Annotated in this window: 16 protein-coding genes and 1 pseudogene; 11 read left to right on the plus strand and 6 right to left on the minus strand. The window is 49.7% G+C overall.

The genetic code is table 11. The features are described 5' to 3' along the window. Nucleotides 1–564: 564 nt before the first annotated feature. A complete protein-coding gene (locus Q0323_RS04515; RefSeq protein WP_298051956.1) occupies nt 565–1,251 on the minus strand; it encodes a SapC family protein in 687 nt (228 codons plus the stop codon). Between the two features lie 149 nt (nt 1,252–1,400). On the opposite strand from Q0323_RS04515, the gene Q0323_RS04520 reads away from it, so the two are divergent. Both Q0323_RS04520 and Q0323_RS04525 read left to right on the plus strand, forming a co-directional pair. Continuing rightward, nucleotides 1,401–2,174 (plus strand): 3'(2'),5'-bisphosphate nucleotidase CysQ, encoded by a 774-nt coding sequence (locus Q0323_RS04520; protein ID WP_298051957.1) that lies wholly within the window; start codon nt 1,401–1,403, stop codon nt 2,172–2,174. Between the two features lie 63 nt (nt 2,175–2,237). Then, on the plus strand, nt 2,238–2,621 hold the full coding sequence (locus tag Q0323_RS04525) for a type II secretion system protein (RefSeq protein ID WP_298051958.1): 384 nt from the start codon (nt 2,238–2,240) through the stop codon (nt 2,619–2,621). Between the two features lies 1 nt (nt 2,622). On the opposite strand, the gene Q0323_RS04530 is transcribed toward Q0323_RS04525, so the two are convergent. Beyond that, nucleotides 2,623–3,252, minus strand: coding sequence for a disulfide bond formation protein B (locus tag Q0323_RS04530; protein ID WP_298051961.1), 630 nt, complete (start codon nt 3,250–3,252; stop codon nt 2,623–2,625). A gap of 96 nt (nt 3,253–3,348) precedes the next feature. On the opposite strand from Q0323_RS04530, the gene Q0323_RS04535 reads away from it, so the two are divergent. From Q0323_RS04535 to Q0323_RS04555, 5 genes are all read left to right on the plus strand, one after another. Continuing rightward, nucleotides 3,349–3,918: a TRAP transporter small permease subunit gene (locus Q0323_RS04535; protein ID WP_298051964.1), complete on the plus strand. Its 570-nt coding sequence runs from the start codon at nt 3,349–3,351 to the stop codon at nt 3,916–3,918. 93 nt (nt 3,919–4,011) lie between these two features. Further along, a complete protein-coding gene (locus Q0323_RS04540; RefSeq protein ID WP_297961397.1) occupies nt 4,012–5,373 on the plus strand; it encodes a TRAP transporter large permease subunit in 1,362 nt (453 codons plus the stop codon). A gap of 41 nt (nt 5,374–5,414) precedes the next feature. After that, nucleotides 5,415–7,253 carry a biotin/lipoyl-containing protein gene (locus tag Q0323_RS04545; RefSeq protein ID WP_298051967.1) on the plus strand — a complete coding sequence of 613 codons (1,839 nt, stop codon included), beginning with the start codon at nt 5,415–5,417 and terminating at the stop codon, nt 7,251–7,253. Nucleotides 7,254–7,385: 132 nt separating this feature from the next. Continuing rightward, a complete protein-coding gene (pckA, locus tag Q0323_RS04550) occupies nt 7,386–8,969 on the plus strand; it encodes a phosphoenolpyruvate carboxykinase (ATP) (protein WP_298051969.1) in 1,584 nt (527 codons plus the stop codon). After that, nucleotides 8,944–10,296 (plus strand): CAP domain-containing protein, encoded by a 1,353-nt coding sequence (locus Q0323_RS04555; RefSeq protein ID WP_298051972.1) that lies wholly within the window; start codon nt 8,944–8,946, stop codon nt 10,294–10,296. Before pckA ends, Q0323_RS04555 begins: the two co-directional genes overlap by 26 nt. 99 nt (nt 10,297–10,395) lie before the next feature. On the opposite strand, the gene Q0323_RS04560 is transcribed toward Q0323_RS04555, so the two are convergent. From Q0323_RS04560 to dnaG, 4 genes are all read right to left on the minus strand, one after another. Beyond that, complete coding sequence (locus tag Q0323_RS04560) at nt 10,396–10,788, minus strand: hypothetical protein (protein ID WP_298051975.1); 393 nt, start codon at nt 10,786–10,788, stop codon at nt 10,396–10,398. After that, nucleotides 10,773–10,949, minus strand: coding sequence for a hypothetical protein (locus tag Q0323_RS04565; protein ID WP_298051977.1), 177 nt, complete (start codon nt 10,947–10,949; stop codon nt 10,773–10,775). The genes Q0323_RS04560 and Q0323_RS04565 overlap by 16 nt, the downstream gene beginning before the upstream one ends. A gap of 213 nt (nt 10,950–11,162) precedes the next feature. Next, nucleotides 11,163–12,146, minus strand: a complete 984-nt coding sequence (locus Q0323_RS04570; RefSeq protein ID WP_298051980.1) for an argininosuccinate synthase domain-containing protein — start codon at nt 12,144–12,146, stop codon at nt 11,163–11,165. 9 nt (nt 12,147–12,155) lie between these two features. After that, complete coding sequence (gene dnaG, locus Q0323_RS04575; RefSeq protein ID WP_298051983.1) at nt 12,156–14,312, minus strand: DNA primase; 2,157 nt, start codon at nt 14,310–14,312, stop codon at nt 12,156–12,158. Between the two features lie 60 nt (nt 14,313–14,372). Here dnaG and Q0323_RS04580 point away from each other — a divergent pair, with 60 nt between their 5' ends. The 4 genes and pseudogenes from Q0323_RS04580 (at nt 14,373) to aroC (ending at nt 18,180) form a co-directional block, all read left to right on the plus strand. Next, complete coding sequence (locus Q0323_RS04580; protein WP_298051985.1) at nt 14,373–15,398, plus strand: tetratricopeptide repeat protein; 1,026 nt, start codon at nt 14,373–14,375, stop codon at nt 15,396–15,398. Beyond that, a complete protein-coding gene (gene rnhA / locus Q0323_RS04585; protein WP_291938667.1) occupies nt 15,376–15,798 on the plus strand; it encodes a ribonuclease HI in 423 nt (140 codons plus the stop codon). The genes Q0323_RS04580 and rnhA overlap by 23 nt, the downstream gene beginning before the upstream one ends. 394 nt (nt 15,799–16,192) lie before the next feature. Further along, a pseudogene (gene rnc, locus Q0323_RS04590) lies at nt 16,193–16,855 on the plus strand (ribonuclease III); the annotation flags it as partial. Between the two features lie 209 nt (nt 16,856–17,064). Next, a complete protein-coding gene (aroC, locus tag Q0323_RS04595; RefSeq protein WP_298051987.1) occupies nt 17,065–18,180 on the plus strand; it encodes a chorismate synthase in 1,116 nt (371 codons plus the stop codon). The last annotated feature ends 56 nt before the right edge of the window (nt 18,181–18,236 follow it).

An 18,236-nucleotide genomic window follows, 5' to 3' on the forward strand; every position in this document is an offset into this window, starting at 1 on the left:
GAGATTCGACACTCGCCCAATAGAGCAGATCGCTGCGGCGTTTTTTAAACTGCTGCCCGCCTGCGTGTTCGGTAAATTTAGACCGCTTAGCGGCGCAAGTATCGCCCGCGCGATGATAAATGCAGCTCGCAGCGACGCGTGCGGCGTGCAAATCTACGAGCCGCGGGAATTTCTATAAATCGCGGGCGGAATTTCGGCGCAAGAGCAGGATTAAATTTAAAACTAAAGTTTTAGGCAGTGTGGATAAAATTTTATAAATTGATCTACTTAAATTAAATTTTAAATTTAATATAATTTTATAGTAAAATTTCTCGCTTGAAATTTTAAGCGTGGAATCTTGCGTACTGTGTTGTTGCAAAATTTTTGTTATAAAACCCTATGCTAAAATTTTAGGACTAAATTTGCGGTTTATTTAGTTTAGCCGCGAATAAAGTTTCCTAGGGCTTCAAGCTCGCATGCGGTTATGGCAACTTCAAGCCCCGAAACGATCGTAAGTTTTGCAAGTTTTATAAATCCGCGATATTAAATCCTAAAAATTATGAGCTACTTAGGAGGCGAAAACGTCTATTTTTTCGCTTCTTTCGGCACAGTCGGCGGATCAAGCTGCATGATCTTATCGCCTAGGCGCTGAAAATTTGCAAGGCTTTTTAGATGGAAATACGCTAGCTCCAGATATCCGCGGCGCGCGAAATCCGCGAGTTTTTTATCGCTTAGTTTCAAAAGCTTCTCGCGATTTACGACCGAAAAGCCGTTCAGCAGAGACGATTCCTTGCCGCTAGAGTTGATGCCGAGCTCCTTGGCCTCTAAAATCCCCGCCTTTTGAAATTCCGCCGCCGCAACGCGCGTGCGCATATCTAAATCGGCGTAATTTTTCATCACCTCTTTTAAATTTTGTAAAAACGGCGTCGGCTTACCATCTTTAAAAAGTGCCTCGCCGTCGCCTTTGATCTGCTGCGCGTCCTTATCGAAGCAGATCACGGTCTGCTCGCCGATCTGGGCTAGGAAAAACGGATAATTCTGCACCGAGGAGGGCACCGTTCCTTTATAATCCTTATCGATTAGAACGTTTTTGGTGCGCCCTAGCAGCGCCACCATTTTGGGCTCTTTTTCGATAGTAAATACTATAACGAGGTTATCTGCGCAAAACGGGATCTCCGGTGCGATCACCGGCACGAAAGGCGCGGTAGGGAATGCATCCGCGTGATACTGTAAATCCGCGTGTTTAACGCTATCTAATACGACTGGGGTCATGTTGGTCCTTTAAAAAATTTTAGCAATTATATAAAAAAGAATATTAAAATTCTAAAGGGTTTTGGAATTTCGGCTGTTTTTGCTTGCATAAATTTAGACGTTTGGAATTTTAAATTTGATAGAATCACCGTTAAATTTAAGGAGCTAAAGTGGGTTTGGATGAGCTTTTGGCGCTTGCCGAGGATGCCGCAAAAAAGGCAAACGCCGCAATAATGCAAAACTACGATAAATTTGATATCTTTCTTAAAGCGGATAGATCGCCGCTTACGAATGCGGATCTCGCGGCAAATGATGTAATAATGAGCACCCTGGAGCCTAGCGGTATCGCGATCTGCTCGGAAGAGTGCGTGCTGGATAGCAAGCGGCGCATGAGCGAGGAGAGATTTTGGCTGATAGATCCGCTGGACGGCACGAAGGAGTTTATCGCGCGCAACGGCGAGTTTTGCGTCTGCATCGCGTTGATCGAGCATGGGCGCCCGATTTTAGCGATAATCGGCATCCCTATAAGCGGCGATATATATAGCTCAAACGGCGGCGGAGTTTATAAAAACGGCGTACTGCTCGCTCGCCCCACTAGTGCGCCGCAAATCTTCATGCAAGGACACTATAGCAGATCCGCAAAATACGTGCAATTTGCGCAGAAATTTGGAATGCAACTAATGTGCAAAGGCTCTGCGATAAAATTTTGCATCTTAGCCGAGGGGGGTGCGAGCGCGTATGCGAGATTTAGCGATTGTTCGCTTTGGGACATCGCGGCGGGGGATTTTTTGCTGCATCAAAGCGGCGGGGTGGTAGTGGATTTAAAGACGATGAAGGCGCCGCTTTACAACGGAAAAAGCCTGATAAATAATCATTATTTAGCGGTTGGCGCGAGTGCGGTAAAATTATTGCCTAAAATGTTGGAATTCGCAAAGAATTTTTAAGCTAAATTTATAGTAAACGCTCTATAATATAAGTCCAAAAATTTTTTATCAAAGGATAAAAACATGAAGGGCTTTACTATGATCGAATTAATTTTCGTGATCGTGATTTTAGGTGTTTTGGCGGCAATTGCCATTCCAAAACTAGCAGCTACACGCGATGATGCGGAGGTGGTGAGGACAGCGCATAACGTAGCTACGTCACTCAACGATTTAATGGGTTACTATACGGCACAAGGTGAATATAACCAGGATTTTTCACAAATGATGAATGTGCCAAATCCTATAAAGGTTAAAGGTCATATCTGCGCTACATACACATATGATAACAAGGAGCAAGTGACTTTAACCAAAAGCAGAGATGGCTTATGTGATCGGGTATGGAGTATGCCGGGACTTAAAAATATAGATAATATCTATAGCTCAAATGCTCTTATTATAGTCCAATGACCTATTTTGCGTGGGATTTAAAATCCCACGCCTTTTTATTCAAAAATCCAAGTAAAATTCCAATCATCCAAATAATTGCGAAAAATATAAAGATAAAACTCCAAAATTGCGCCAGATCCACGCTTTTACTTGCCGGGAATAGATACCAGCCTCCGCTATAAAACGCCGTTAGTTTGGCTTGCAGTCCGTCTAGCGTTGTATCGGTTGGCACCGCTGGTACGTCGAATGCGCAGCTGTTAAACGGCTTAAAAATTGGCACCGCGCTTAGATCAAAATTTAAAAATCTCACCGCTCCACCGCAGCCGCTCATCCCGCTCATATCTCCGCTCCCTCGCAGTATCGTGTGAATTTTAGCTAAATTTAATGACGATACGAAGCCCAGCGTCGCGCCGTAAAACCACACCGCATATCCGCAGATCGCGCCGTAAACGTCCTTGCCACAAACCGCTAAAATCACCGCTCCTAGCGCTATGGCGCAAAGCGCGAATCTCACGTGAATGCTAAAGCTTTCCGGATAGATAAAAAGGAATTTTTGCAAGAAAAAATATGAAAATGCTAGCCAACAAAGCGCCCAAATAGCGCAAAAGGCGAGAAATCTTTTAGAGTATCTGTTTTGAAATTTTAAAATCATAAAAATCCTTTCCGCGCATAATTTTATAATAAATTGCAGATATTTTTGCTAAAATCCCAGCTTTCATAGCAAAAATTTCAAGCAAAGGGTAAAATTTTGAGGAATTTTTTACGCAAATTAGAAAGGGCTTTTGATGTGTTCGCAAATATCTTAGGCGTATTAAGTATCGTATTTTTGGCGCTTTTAGTTATAGTTGTTTTTTACAATGTTGTGGCGCGTTATCTTTTTCCAGCCGCAAATTCCGTCGCTATGCAAGAACTTACGTGGTGGCTATATTCGGCGATGTTTTTATTCGGCGTGACCTATGCGCTCAAAGAAAATGCCCACGTTCGCGTGGATATTTTTTACGAAAATTTTAGTCCCACTGCAAAAGCGCTCATAAATATCTTAGGCACGATATTTTTCATTTTGCCTTTCGTAGCGCTCGTGGCATTCTTTTCGATCGATTACGTGAGCGAGGCTTATACGAGCCATGAGGCCAGCGCCAATCCCGGCGGCATGCAGCATCTTTGGATCATCAAGTCCGCGATCACACTTAGCTACGCGTTTTTATTTATCTACGCATTTGGATTTTTGATTAAAAATATTAACGCCCTGCTTGATGTTAGGGAAAACAAAGGCTCGGAATTTCTTAGTGGGAATTCTTCGGGCGCGCAGAGTGTGTGAAGGCAAAATGAGCTTAAATTTAAAATTCTATAAATTTTACGCTTTTCGCTCTTGGGCGGAATTTTGCCATGGCAAGATAAAAGGTGGCGAGCTATGATAGGCATAGTGATGTTTGCGGCAGCGCTTTTTATGCTGTTACTCGGTTTTCCCGTTGCGTTTACGTTCGGCGCCGTGGCTGTGATTTTCGGCTTTATCTACGGACTTAGTGAGGCGTGGGATTACGCGCAGGGCTTTGAAATTTTAACCGAAGCTTTCGAGGATATGAGCAGGCAGTTTTTTTCACTGATGCCTAATAGAATTTACTCGATTATGGAAAATCAGCTGCTAATTTCGGTGCCGCTTTTTATTTTGATGGGTATGATTTTGCAAAAGACCCGCCTTGCGGAGCGTTTATTAGAGTCGATGGCATTTTTATTCGGCGGCGTACGAGGCGGCGTGGCGATCAGCACTGTTTTGGTGGGCGCGCTACTTGCGGCTACGACGGGCATCGTGGGCGCGACTGTCATCGCTATGGGCGTCATCAGTCTGCCCGTGATGATGAAATACGGCTATGATAAGCCGCTGGCTACCGGCACCATCGCTGCTGCGGGCACGCTTGGGCAGATTATCCCGCCCTCGATCGTGCTGATTATTTTAGGCGATATACTTTCGGTTTCTGTGGGTGATCTTTTTTCTGCAGCAGTTATTCCTGGGCTCGTGCTAGTGGGTTTTTACGTGATTTATATCGCGATTATTTCATATATTTGCAAAGATTATGCTCCGCCTGTTCCGCCGATAGAGGGGCTTAGCAAATCAAAGCAAATTTTTATCGCGCTTAAAAACGTCGTGCCGGTGCTTGTGCTGATTTTGCTCGTCTTGGGATCTATTTTTGCGGGCATCGCTACGCCTACGGAGAGCTCGTCGGTAGGCTGCTTGGGTGCGATAGCGCTAGCCGTTTTATACCGCACGTTTTCGTTTAGGCTGATCTATGACGCGCTAAAAAATACCGCTAAAATTTCAGGTATGGTTTTTATGATTTTGATGGGCGCCACGGCATTTTCGATGATTTTTTCTTACACGGGCGGAGATGAGGTCGTAAAAAATTTTATGGAGAATCTGCCCGGTCAAGCATGGGGATTTATCGCACTTACGATGGTAGTTATCATAGTGCTTGGATTTTTTCTCGATTATGTCGAAATTTCATATATCATTTTGCCGATACTTTTGCCAATAGTAGAGTCTTTGCATATCAATCCCGTGTGGTTTGCGATCTTAATCGCTGTAAATTTACAAACGTCGTTTATGACGCCGCCGTTTGGATTTTCGATATTTTTCTTAAAGGGTGTGACGCCGCCGCAAATCCACACCACGGACATTTATAAGGGCGTACTCCCTTTTATTTTATTGCAAATTCTAGTGCTATTAACGCTCGCAATCTTTCCGGGAGTTTTTGGTTTAAAAGCTTTTTTAGGCTAGAAATATTAAAATTCACGCTAAATTTAACCTAGGAGCTAAAAATGGCTAAAAAGCTTATCGATGTTATGGATACGACCTTTCGCGACGGATTTCAATCAGTTTTTGGCGCGCGCGTGGCGATGGAGGACTTCCTGCCCGCCGTTAGCGCGGCCAAAGACGCGGGCATCACACACTTCGAGTTTGGCGGCGGCGCGCGGTTTCAGAGCCTATATTTTTACCTAAACGAAGACGCCTTTGAGATGATGGATAAATTTAGAAGCATCGTGGGGCCTGAGGCGAATCTGCAGACCCTTAGCCGCGGCGTAAATACCGTCACGCTCGATACCGGCAGCCGCGAGATCATCGATCTGCACGCCAAGCTTTTTGCCAAGCACGGCACGACGACGATTCGAAATTTCGACGCGTTAAACGACGTGGAAAATTTAAAATTTAGCGGCGAGTGCATACATCGTCATGGCCTTAAACACGAAGTCGTGGTTACGATGATGGATCTGCCGCCGGGATGCAGCGGCGCGCACGACGCGGCGTTTTATGAGAGAATTCTGCGTCAAATTTTAGAAGCGCAGATCCCGTTCGACAGCGTCTGCTTCAAAGACGCAAGCGGCACCAGCAGCCCGCAGAAGGTCTATGAGACGATCAAGCGCGCGCGTAAAATTTTAGGCGACGGCGTGCATATCCGCCTGCACACGCACGAGACGGCGGGCGTTAGCGTCGCATGCTATCAAGCTGCGCTCGTTGCGGGCGTAGACGGCATCGACCTTGCCGCGCATCCGGTTAGCGGCGGCACTAGCCAGCCGGACATTCTTACGCTGCTGCACGCGACGAAGGGGCAAAATTTCGACCTGGGGCTGGATGCAGAGAAAATTTTAAAATACGAAGAGGTTTTGGGCGAGTGCTTGAAGGATTACTTCATGCCGCCAGAGGCTACGCAGGTAAGCCCACTCATTCCGTTTAGCCCGATGCCCGGAGGCGCGCTTACCGCAAATACTCAGATGATGCGCGATAATAAAATTTTAGACAAATTCCCGGCCGTCATCAAGGCTATGCGCGAAGTCGTCGAAAAGGGCGGTTTCGGCACGAGCGTGACGCCGGTTAGTCAGTTTTATTTCCAGCAGGCGTTTAACAACGTAATGTTCGGCCCGTGGAAAAAGATCGCCGAGGGCTACGGCAAGATGGTGCTAGGCTATTTCGGTAAAACGCCCGTTAAGCCCGACGACGGCGTGATTAAGATGGCGGCGGAGCAGCTGGGACTACAGCCTACGACCAAACATGCCGTAGATATCGCCGATGCCGACGAGAGCAAGAGCGTCGCGTATGCGCAGAAGATTCTACGCGAGCAGGGCATCGAGCCTAGCGAGGAGAACATATTTATCGCGCTTGCGTGCAAAGAAAAGGGTATCGCGTTTTTAAAGGGCGAGGGCAAGGTGATGAGTCGTAAAAAAGAGGACGTAGCGCCCGCTGCAAGCCATCAAAACGGTATTTCTAAAAATGGCAAATTTGACGTTAAGATTAACGGCAAAATTTACAGCGTAGAATTCGCCGGGCAAAACGTGCTCGTAAACGGCGATCGATACGACGTCAGCTTCGATACCTCAGCGCCCGCAAAGCCGCAGCCGCAAGGCTCCGCCGGCGAGCAGCCCACTGCTGACGCGCGAGGTGGTACGGACGGCAACGAAGTAAAAGCGACGCTTCCTAGCAACGTATTTAAAATTTTAATAAAGGAAGGCGACGCTGTTAAGGCGGGACAGAATGTCATCGTTCTTGAAGCGATGAAGATGGAGATAAATATCGAAAGCCCGCGCAAAGGCATAATCGATAAAATTTTAGTCGCTCAAGGCGATACGGTCGATGCCGATCAAGTGCTTGCGATTTTAAGATAAGCTCTAAAATTTAGGCGGGCGCTTCCGCCTAAATTTCATGGCGACCATCCTCGGTGCTTAAGCGAGCTCACCTAAATTTTAAGCTATAATAGCGCAATCTTTTATCAAAATTTAATTTAAAAAGGATGCAAAATGACAACTCCGAACGATCTGGATAAACTAGGCCTTAAAGATATCAAAAAAATCAACCACAACCTAAGCTACGACGAGCTTTTCGAGCTTGAAAAGGCTATGGGCGAGGGACGCGTGTCAAGTAACGGCACCTTTATGGTCGATACGGGCATCTTTACGGGTCGTAGCCCAAAGGATAAGTACTTCGTAAAGCAGGACCCGAGCCAAAAATACATCGCCTGGGGCAAGATAAATCAGCCTATCTCAAAAGAGCTTTTCGATAAACTTTTAGCCAAAGCTAAAGCTCAGTTAAGCGGCAAGGAAATCTTTATCCAAGACGCCTATTGCGGCGCCAGCAAATCCAGCCGTAAAAACGTGCGCTTCGTAACTGAAGTCGCGTGGCAAGCGCATTTTGTTAAAAATATGTTCATCCGCCCAAGCGAGAGCGAGCTTGCGGAATTTCATCCCGATTTCGTCGTTTACAACGCGTGCAAATGCAAAAACGAAGATTACGCGAGCGACAGGCTGCACTCCGACGTTTTCGTTATATTTAATGTCGAGGAAAACGTCGCCGTTATCGGCGGTACGTGGTACGGCGGCGAGATGAAAAAAGGAATTTTTTCGATGATGAACTACTGGCTGCCGCTTGCGGGCAAGATGTCGATGCACTGCTCGGCAAACGTGGGCAAGGACGGTGATACGGCGCTATTTTTCGGTCTAAGCGGCACGGGCAAAACGACGCTATCAACCGATCCAAACCGCAAGCTAATCGGCGATGATGAGCACGGCTGGGACGATGAGGGGATATTTAACTTCGAGGGCGGCTGCTACGCGAAGTGCATAAATTTGGACCCGAGCAGCGAACCTGAAATTTACGCCGCGATCAAACGCGACGCGCTGCTTGAAAACGTGGTCGCCAACGAGGCTGGCATCGTGGACTACAAAGACGGCAGCAAGACCGAAAATACCCGCGTTAGCTACCCGATCTATCACATCGATAACTACGAGCCAAGCTCTGCGGGCGGCCATCCGAAAAACATCATCTTCCTAACAGCCGACGCATTCGGCGTTTTGCCGCCGGTCGCAAAGCTTACTAAAGAGCAGGCGATGTATTATTTCCTAAGCGGCTACACGGCCAAAGTCGCAGGCACCGAGCGCGGCATCACCGAGCCCGTGGCGACATTTAGCGCGTGCTTTGGTGAGCCGTTTATGCCGCTACACCCGACCGTTTACGCTAAGTTGCTGGGCGAAAAGATCGACAAGCACAACGTCAGCGTCTATCTCGTAAACACAGGCTGGAGCGGCGGCGCGTACGGCGTGGGCAAGCGAATGAGCATCAAAGCCACGCGTGCATGCATAAACGCGATCCTTGACGGCAGTATCAAAAAGTGCGAATTTGAAAATTTCGAGAAATTTAACTTCGCGATCCCAAAAGAGCTCGCAGGCGTCGAGACTAAGCTGCTAAATCCTATTAATACGTGGACGCACCCGGCGGAATATAAGATCACGCGCGATAAGCTTGCAAAGATGTTTGAAGAGAATTTTAAACGCTACGAGGACGTAAAAGAAGGGGTCGAGTTTGCTAAAGCGGGCCCTACGGCTTAGGCTCCTGGGCTTCGGGGCGATCTGTGCGCTTTTTGCCGCATGCGAAAATACCCCCTCAAATTTAAAACAGCCGCTCGTTGCGATGAGCGGCTTTTCCTTTTACGATGATCCGCTAAGCTACATCAACAATGTGCGCGCAAAATCGGGGCTAAATCAGCTTGCGCAGAATGAAATTTTAAATATCTCTGCGCTTAATCACGCAAAATATGTCGTCGCAAACGAGGCGATGTCGCACGACGAGAGCCCGGGCAAGCCGAATTTTACGGGTGAAAATCCGTCAAAGCGCGCTTTTTACGCAGGCTATAATGCCGTCGTGAGGGAAAATTTATCCTATAATTCAAGCGATCTAAAAAGCGCGATCGACGGGCTACTTAGCGCGATTTATCATAGATTTGCCTTTTTGGATTTTACCTCGGATGAGATCGGCATCGGCTATTTTGAACACGGCAAAAAAAGCAGCTACGTTTTTGAGATGGGGAATTCGCGCCTCAACGCCTTTTGCTCGCAAAATTTAAACGACGAAGGAAGCGGCAAATTTCTACTTGGGATGTGTAAAAACGAAACGCTACGGATGAGGGAGGATAAGTTCAAAGGCGCCACCGCACTGAACTCGCGCCCTTACGTCTACTACCCGAACGACGAGCCTGCGCTTGCGTTTTTCAGCAATGAAATTCCGGACCCCATGCCGGGGTGCAAAATCACCGCAAATCCTGTAAGCGTGGAATTTAATGCCGAGGGACCGCCCGTAGCGATGAAAAGTTTTAAAATTTACGAAGGCGGCAGGGAGCTTCAAAACGTTAAAATTTTAGACAAAAACTCCGATCCTAACGCCATTTTAAGCGATAGGCAGTTCGTGCTTTTCAGCAGAGAGGTTTTTAAATTTGACACCAAATACGGCGCGGAGTTTAATTACGAGCAGGGCGGCAAGCAAAAAACGCTACGGTGGGAGTTTATCACGCAAGCGCCTAAATTTAGATATTTCGTCGTGCAAGGTGGAGAAAATCTGAGCGTAAAAAACGGCGCATTTTACGATATATTCGTAGCCCCCAAAGACTGCAACGATTTGATGAAAAGCTACAAAACCAGCTACTCTTTTATGGATAAGCCCGAAATTTCAAGCCCCGCGGCGAATATGCTGCGCGTAAAGCTAAACGGCGCAAAGGGCGCGAAGCTTGAAATTTCGACAGACAACGGTGCGATAATAAATCTGTATTTAAGCGACGACTCCAAAAGCTACGGCGGCATGGGCAAAATTTACGCCGCAATCGCGGTGGTTTTGGCGGCGATCATTTTGTTTTATCTTTTGGCAAGAAGAAGAGGGCGATAGGCGAGACCTGTTTTCGCGACCTCTGCTTTTGTCTGCGCGCACAGGGGCTCATAATGCTTTCTGGCGTGAAATTTAATGCGGAACTTGGTTTTTAAATTTTTAAATTTCATCCCCGTTCATCTCATCCGCAAGTTTTAAAATTTTATCTCGCACGGCACCTGGCGCATAGATATCCACCCACTCTATCCCGCCCCCAGCACTAAAAAGCACGGCGATCCGCCCCTCGCTCATTGCGCGCTTAGCAAGCTTGGTCGCCGAGGGGCTGTTGCCCATATTTGGCGTTTCGTCTATACTTATCTCGGCACAGCAGCGTAAAATAGGCGCTAAATCAAACTCTCCCTCGAGCAAAATAATAACCGAGCCTCGCCTAAAACTGCAAGCGTTCCAAAAGATCTCGGCGCCGTTTACGCATTCGCGCGAAAGGTCGAGGCGAAATTTACCCCGCTCGCGCACGAGAAAACTAAACTCGCTTAAGTTTAGCGGGTGCTCCACGCTACCGAGACCCCCACGATGCTATCTTTGCGGCCGTTATAGACATAGGCGGTGAGCGCATTTTGCAGTAGCGGCGCGATGACCTGCTCGTGCGCGCTCGTGTGATCGTCATCTCTGGCGCGACCTGCGATCTTTACGAAAAACGGTTTGAAATACTCCATAAACGCTCCTTAAGCTTATAAAAATTTGCTCGCTTTTGCTTTTAAATTTAGCGCTCGCGGCGGTTAAATTTAACTCTGAGCCTGACGCATTTTCGGCTCGTTTTTCAGACGCCGCCGTTTTAAATTTTACTCTTGTATCTGCTATCGCAGCTTCTTGCGCTTATATATCGTTTTTACGCCTATCAAATACAACCTGGATGGCGGTTTTAGATTTTACACAAAATACTCGCGCGCAGCATCCTTGCTCTCAAATGGGCTTGCGCTCAGCTCGCTGCCCTCTATGAGCAGGGTGTAGCGGCGCGCGGCGTCCGTTTTGGCGTAGGTCAGCGCCAGCCTCGCCGCAAGCTCTCTATCCGCCTCGCTCGCGCCCCTGCTTAGCAGGCTAAGCGCGCCCACGACGTCATCTTTAAATTTTATCTCGCTAAATTTCGGATTTTGCACGGCGGCAAGCTTCTTGTTGTTGCTCTCGTCGCGTCCGATTATGAGCTTCGCGCCGCCCGGCAAGCGCAGATGGCGCCCGAATTTTAAAATTTCAGCGTCCGCGGGCGTTTCGATCTTTTCAAATTTTACCGCATCCTTGATCCGCTCGCTGAAGCTTTGCACGGTCAGCAGACAGCCTCCCGCGGGCGTTTCGTAATCCTCGAAGCCAAACTCTGCCGCCAGCTGCATCTGTCTAGTGCGCCCGCGCCCGCTGATGTCAAGTAGGGCGCCGCGATCTACCCAGCCCTTGATCTCGGGCGTCGTGGGCGGCAGCAGCTTCGCGCACAGAGGACGCAGGATCAGCCCCTCCTCATCGCCGCTAAGCCCGCCGACCTGAGCTAGAGCCTGCGCGCGCTGACTCATCGGGCGCTGTCCGAGCACCTCGCCCGTGATGATGAAGCTCGCCCCTTCACTTTGCAGTATCGCAAGCGCGGTCTTAAACATATATCCGTGGCAGTCGATGCAGGGGTTGAAGTGCTTGCCGTAGCCGTATTTGGGCTCGAAAAGCACCTGCCGCAGATATTCGCTTCTGATATCGACGATTTTAAAATCCGCCCCCGCAGCTGCGGCTCTGCGGCGCATGATCTCGCTCTTATCGTCCTTGCCGCCAAATCCGATATCCATATTCAGCGCGAGCACCTCGATGCCTTGCGAGACGATAAGTTTGACCGCGAGCATAGAGTCAAGCCCGCCGCTAAAGAGCGCCAATGCCTTCATTTCGTTCCTTTACTTGAGTTGATTGATCTTTTTTTGATACTCTAAGATCCGCTCGATCTTGTCGGGCGCGTCGGAGTTTTTGAGCTTTTGCATCAGATCTTGCAGGGCGTTGCGGCGTAAAATTTTGCACGCGTCGTTAAAAAGCGCCGCGCCGCCGATCGGCAAAATTTCATCATCCAGCGCGAGCGCGCGCAGATTTTCGCTGGCTTCGGTTTCAGCGTTTTGGACATTTTGGGCATTTTGAGTGCTTTGAACATTTTGAGCTACGGCTTCCCTCTCGCCTTGCTTTGCACCGCTGTTTGAGCTCCGTTTCTCGCCGTTATTTGTATCCTCTTGCTTCTCGCTGCCGTTTGCGCCCTGTTGCGCAGAACCTTTTAAATTTAAGGCGTCCGCAGAGCCCTGCCCGATAAAATTTTGCCCGCTAGAGCTCTCGCCGCCTTTTAAATTCACACCCTCGCTACGGATAAAATTTTCTCCCGCACCGCGCGCGGTAAAATTTTCGGAGGCGTTGTCTACATTGCCGCCCTCGCCCGCGATGAAATTTTTAAAATTCTCGCCGCTGCGAGCGAAAGCCAAAAACGCCTCGAAAATATCGCCGTGCATGCGAAAATCGCGCCGCTCCAAGCAGCCGAGCCCGAGCTGTGCCATCTCGCCATCGAGCAGCATCGATTTTATGATCTGAAGCTCCGCGATCTCCTTGCGGCGTAGTAGCGTCCGCCCGGACCTCGCCGAAGCCGCAGGCGGCGCAGAGCTTTCATAGCGCGCCGTGTTTTGCGTGCGAATAAAATTTCCGCCGTTTAAACCCCCGCTCGCACCGCCCCCGCCGTCTGCACCGCGCCCTCCGTAAGAGCCGAAATCGCGAGAGCCGAAGCTCCCGCCCTCGTTAAAATTTCGCCCCTCAAAGCCCGCGCCGAAATTTTTACCGCCAGCGGCGAGATTGAATGAGCCCGGCGAAACGTTTAAAATTTGCGCTACTAGGCTCTGATAGGACTCGGCGAGCACGGGGCCGAGCGCTGAGGTAAATTCTTTGATCTCATTTAGCGCCGCTTCTTTTTGCACGGGGCGGGCGAGGTCGTATTTTTTAGCGATTCTTCGGATCAGAAACTCCCCGCTCTCCATGCCGCTAGCATAAATTTGCTCTAGCTCGCGCACCTTGCCTGCGACTATCATATCCGCAGGATCGGCACCGCCGCCGATTATAGCGACGCTTGAGTCGATCTTATTCAGGCATAAAAGCCGCGCCGATTTTATCGCCGCATTGATGCCCGCGGCGTCGCCGTCGAAGCTAAGCACGACGTTAAGCTCCGCGCGCTTTATAAGCGGCAGATGAGCGGGCGTCAGCGCCGTGCCGAGTACCGCTACGGCGTTGTCGATGCCCGCTTGATGCAGCATGATGACGTCCATATAGCCCTCGGTGATGATGAGGGTTTTTTTGGCGATCGCGCTTTTTTTAGCAAGGTCGAATGCGTAGAAAATTTTAGATTTATCAAACAGCGCGCACTGCGGCGAATTGACGTATTTGGCGGGATTATCGCTTATCGTGCGACCGCCGAAGCCCACGAGCTTGCCTGCGTGGTTGTAGATTGGAAAGGTGATGCGCTCGATGAAGCTAGCGTAGAGCCCGCGCTCGTTTTGCTTCACCGCGCCCGCATTTAGCGCGTCTTGCGGCGGAATTTCTTCGTTTTGCAAAACCCTGATCGTCTGCGCGCTAGCTCCTGCGTAGCCAAGGCCAAATTTGCGAATAGTCGCATCGCTTAGGCCGCGCTCGTGCAGGTATTTTACGGCGGCGGGGTTTTGATAAAGGCAGCTTTGGTAATAGGCGTTTAAAATCCCGAGCACCTTTTTCTCTTCGCTGCGCTCCTGGACTTTGGCGCCGGTGTATTGCAGCGCGAAATTATACATCCCCGCAAGCTTTTCGACCGCTTCTGGAAAGCTTATCTTTTCATAATCTTGGATAAATTTAATCGCGTTGCCGCCTGCTTTGCACGAAAAGCAGTGAAAAATTCCAAGCTTTGAACTCACGCTCATGCTCGGGTGCGAATCGTCGTGAAATGGGCAGACGCCCACGAAATTTGCGCCGCTGCGCTTAAGCGGGACATATTTTTCTACGACGTCTACGATATCTACGGTGGCCAGCAGATTTTCTATGCTTTCGTTTTTAATCATAAGCGAAATTATACCCGCACTTTGCTATAATTGCCCTTTATTTTTGCGACGAGGTTTGATTTGGATAATTTTTTCTTAGACGATCGCGACCCGATTTTCGGGCTTATCATGCTGATAAGCATAATCTTGCTAGTGTCGATTCTAAGCTACATCTGGGGAGTTTTTTCTAAAAAAAACGAGAGGCAGAGTTTAGAGAATTTCATCAAAAAATTTGACACCCTAGACGCGCTTAGCACCGAGCATAGACAGCTTTTAGCAAGCCCGCAAATAGACATCCCGACGCTTGGAATTTTGGCTAGCTCTTTCGTCAAAAGCGGCGACTTCGAGCGCGCGATAGAAATTTATCTAATCGCGCTAGGCAAGGCTAGCGGCGGCGTGCAGAGGGAGTTTATCCTCACCAATCTCGGTATCGTATATTTCAAAGCGGGCTTTTTAGGGCGCGCCGAAGAGGTATTTTTGCAGGCGCTAAAGCTGCGCCCCAGAAACAAAGAGGCTCTTACGCATCTTACGGTGATTTATGAGCGGCTAAAGCGCTTTAATGAGGCGCTTGAGGTGCTTGACGCGCTGCGCGAACAGGACGCCGAAGTATATGCTCAAAGCCAGTTCGAGCGCGCTCAGATCATCGCAAACGACGCCAATACGCCGTTTAACAAGAAAATCGCTAAAATTTCAAAGCTAAACTTCAAAGGCGCGGGGCGGTTTTGCATGGAGCTTTTTATCAAAAACAAAGAGCCTATGGAGGGCTTTGACCGCTTCCCGCCGATCGAGCAGGCGATCGATCTGATCTATGATTTCCCTGCGGCGGTAAATACGCAGGATGCGGAGTACAATGCGCTTTTTTACGCGCTTGGAAAAAGCGATCAAAAGCCGCAGAGCGCGAGTAAAATTTTTGAGATCAACGCGCTTATGGCTATGAAAGACGCGGGCTTTGAGGACGCGGGGCTTAGCTTTAGCTACACCTGCGCGAAGTGCAAAAGCTCGGTGGGGCTTTTCTCGCACCGCTGTCCGGTCTGCTACGAGCTAGGTAGCATGGAGATCAGAGCGCAAATTTCGGAGAAAACCGGTGAAATCGGTCAAACTTTTTAGCGACGGCAGCTGCCTCGGAAACCCTGGAGCGGGCGGCTGGGCTTACATACTGCAATACGGCGACGCGATAAAAAAGGCAAGCGGCGCAGAAGCGATGACGACTAATAATCAAATGGAGTTAACAGCCGCTATAATGGGGCTTAGCGCGCTTAAGCAGCCCTGCCGCGTCGAGCTTTTTACCGATAGTGAATATGTCGTAAAGGCGATAAATTCCTGGCTCGCAAAGTGGGTCGTTACCGATTTTAAGGGCAAGAAAAACGCGGATCTGTGGCGCAGATACCTTGCGGCGGCGGCGCCTCACGAGATCAAGGCCTCGTGGGTCAAAGGGCATGCTGGTCATCCGCAAAACGAGGAGTGCGACGCTATGGCTCGCGCAGCTGCAGAAGCGATAAAGGGCTGAAATTCTGCGGCGAAGTTTGCGGTTACGCGGATTTAGCATAGATTACCCGCGTTTGCTTTGCACGCAGAGCCGCTTCGGCGTAAATTTTATCGCCCGAAGCCGGTTTTAGTGCGCTCGTTCACGCAATTGGGTTCTTATATTTGAAAGCAGGCGCGTTTTTGGCGAGAATTAAATTCGCGGCAGGCGAGCTTCGGCGCGGTTTGCATTAGAATTGGCGGGCACGTTTAAATTTTATTCGTCGCAGATTGGCACTAGCGCGTTTCATTCGGCGTTAATACAAATTTAGCGCAGGTCCTGCTCGCGTTCGTTTCGCTTGCGTAGGTTTTGTTTGCGCCAGATGTCGTTTGCGTGCGGACCGCCGCGGATTTCGTAGAATTTTATAAAAAGGTTGATAATGCAAAATTTAGAAAAATTACAAGAAAAACTGGGCTACAAATTTAAAAATTTAACCCACCTCAAGATCGCTCTTACGCACAAAAGCGCCAAAAACGGACACAACAACGAGAGACTGGAATTTTTAGGCGATGCGGTGATGGATCTGATCGTCGGCGAGTATCTTTTCAAAAAATTTAGCAGCGACGAGGGCGATCTGAGCAAGCTGCGCGCCGCGCTCGTGAACGAAAGCAGCTTTTCTAAATTTGCAAAATTTTTAGGCATCGGCGAGAACCTGAATATGTCGCTATCCGAGGAGCGCAACGGCGGACGCGAGAAGCCATCGCTGCTTTCGGACGCGTTTGAGGCGATAATGGGCGCCGTCTATCTTGAGAGCGGGCTGCAAAACACCGCCCGCATCGCGACTGCAATTTTAGAAATCCTCTATCCGCGCATAAGCTTTAACGAGCTCGTGCGAGACTACAAAACCGCGCTGCAAGAGCTCACGCAGGCAAAATTCGGCGTCACGCCCGAATATGTTCTTTTAGGCTCGAGCGGCCCCGATCACAAAAAAAGCTTCGAAATGGCGGCGCTTGTTGGCGGCAGGCGGCTCTCATCCGCCGTGGGAGCAAGCAAAAAGGAGGCCGAGCAAAAATGCGCGCAAATCGCGCTCGAGCTTTTACAAAACGGTGTCTCGCACGGCACTGGCGCAACAAATGGCGAGCAAACAGCATACCCTAGCGACGCACAAAACGGCGCGAACTGCGCTCAGAACGGCAAAAAAGGCTCACGAAGCGGCGAACGAGCGCGGGGCAGCACAAAGAGCGAGCATAATAATCGAGGCGGTAAAAGAAGCGGGCGCGATACGGACGGCGGCGATCAAGGAGGCGCGCTATGAATACCTTCGGTGAGAGATTGCGCCTTAGCACCTTCGGTGAGAGCCACGGCGCGGCGATCGGCGGCGTTTTGGACGGCTTTCCGGCAGGCGTGGCGATCGAGATTTCAAATATCCAAAGCGAGCTTGACCGCCGCAAGCCGGGCGGCAAATACGCTACGCCGCGCAAAGAAGCCGACGAGATCGAAATTTTAAGCGGGATTTTTGACGGTCGTAGCACCGGCGCGCCGATCGGATTTATCATCCGCAACGCAAACCAGCACTCGAAGGACTACGAAAATCTAAAGGATATTTTCCGCCCCGCACACGCCGATTTTTCATATTTTGCCAAATACGGACTGCGCGATTACCGAGGCGGCGGGCGAGCAAGCGCGCGCGAAACCGCCGTACGCGCGGCTGCGGGAGCGTTTGCGCAAATTTTGCTAAATCACTTTAAAATTTCCGTAAAAAGCGGGATTTACGGCGTGGGCGAAATTTACGCCGCAAATTTAGACTTCGACTTTGCGCAAAACAGCGAAATTTTCGCGCTCGATCCCGCTGTGGAGGGCGCGCAGAAGGAGTTAATTCTAAGCGTCAAAAATGCTGGCGATAGTATCGGCGGCTGCGTGCTAACGCGCGTCACGGGCGTGCCTGCGGGGCTCGGCGAGCCGCTGTACGGCAAGCTGGATGCGACGCTTGCGGGCGCGCTGATGGGCATAAACGGCGTAAAGGCCGTGCAGATCGGCGCCGGAGTGAAAGTAAGCGCGCTAAAAGGCAGTGAAAACAATGATTTTATGGGCGCTAGCAAGAATGCGATCCGCACCAACGGCGGCAAGATCGGCGCAAATTTCGCAAGCAACAACGCAGGCGGGATCTTAGGCGGTATAAGCAGCGGCGTGCCTATCGAGATTATGACCCATTTTAAGCCCACTCCGAGCATTTTCATGGCGCAGCGCAGCGTGGACGTGCGCGGCGCAGACGCGGTCTGCGAGCTGCGCGGGCGGCACGATCCGTGTATCGCCGTGCGCGGCAGCGTCGTAGCTACCGCGATGGCGCGACTGGTAATCGCCGATGCGCTGCTGCTAAACGCGAGCGCGACGCTGGGGAATTTAAAGCGAATTTACGGCGAGGATTAAATTTAGACGGGCACCCTTAAATTTTGTAAAATTTCATGAAATTGCAGGGCCGAGCT

It is taken from the genome of uncultured Campylobacter sp., from assembly GCF_938030145.1.
GTDB lineage: Bacteria > Campylobacterota > Campylobacteria > Campylobacterales > Campylobacteraceae > Campylobacter_B.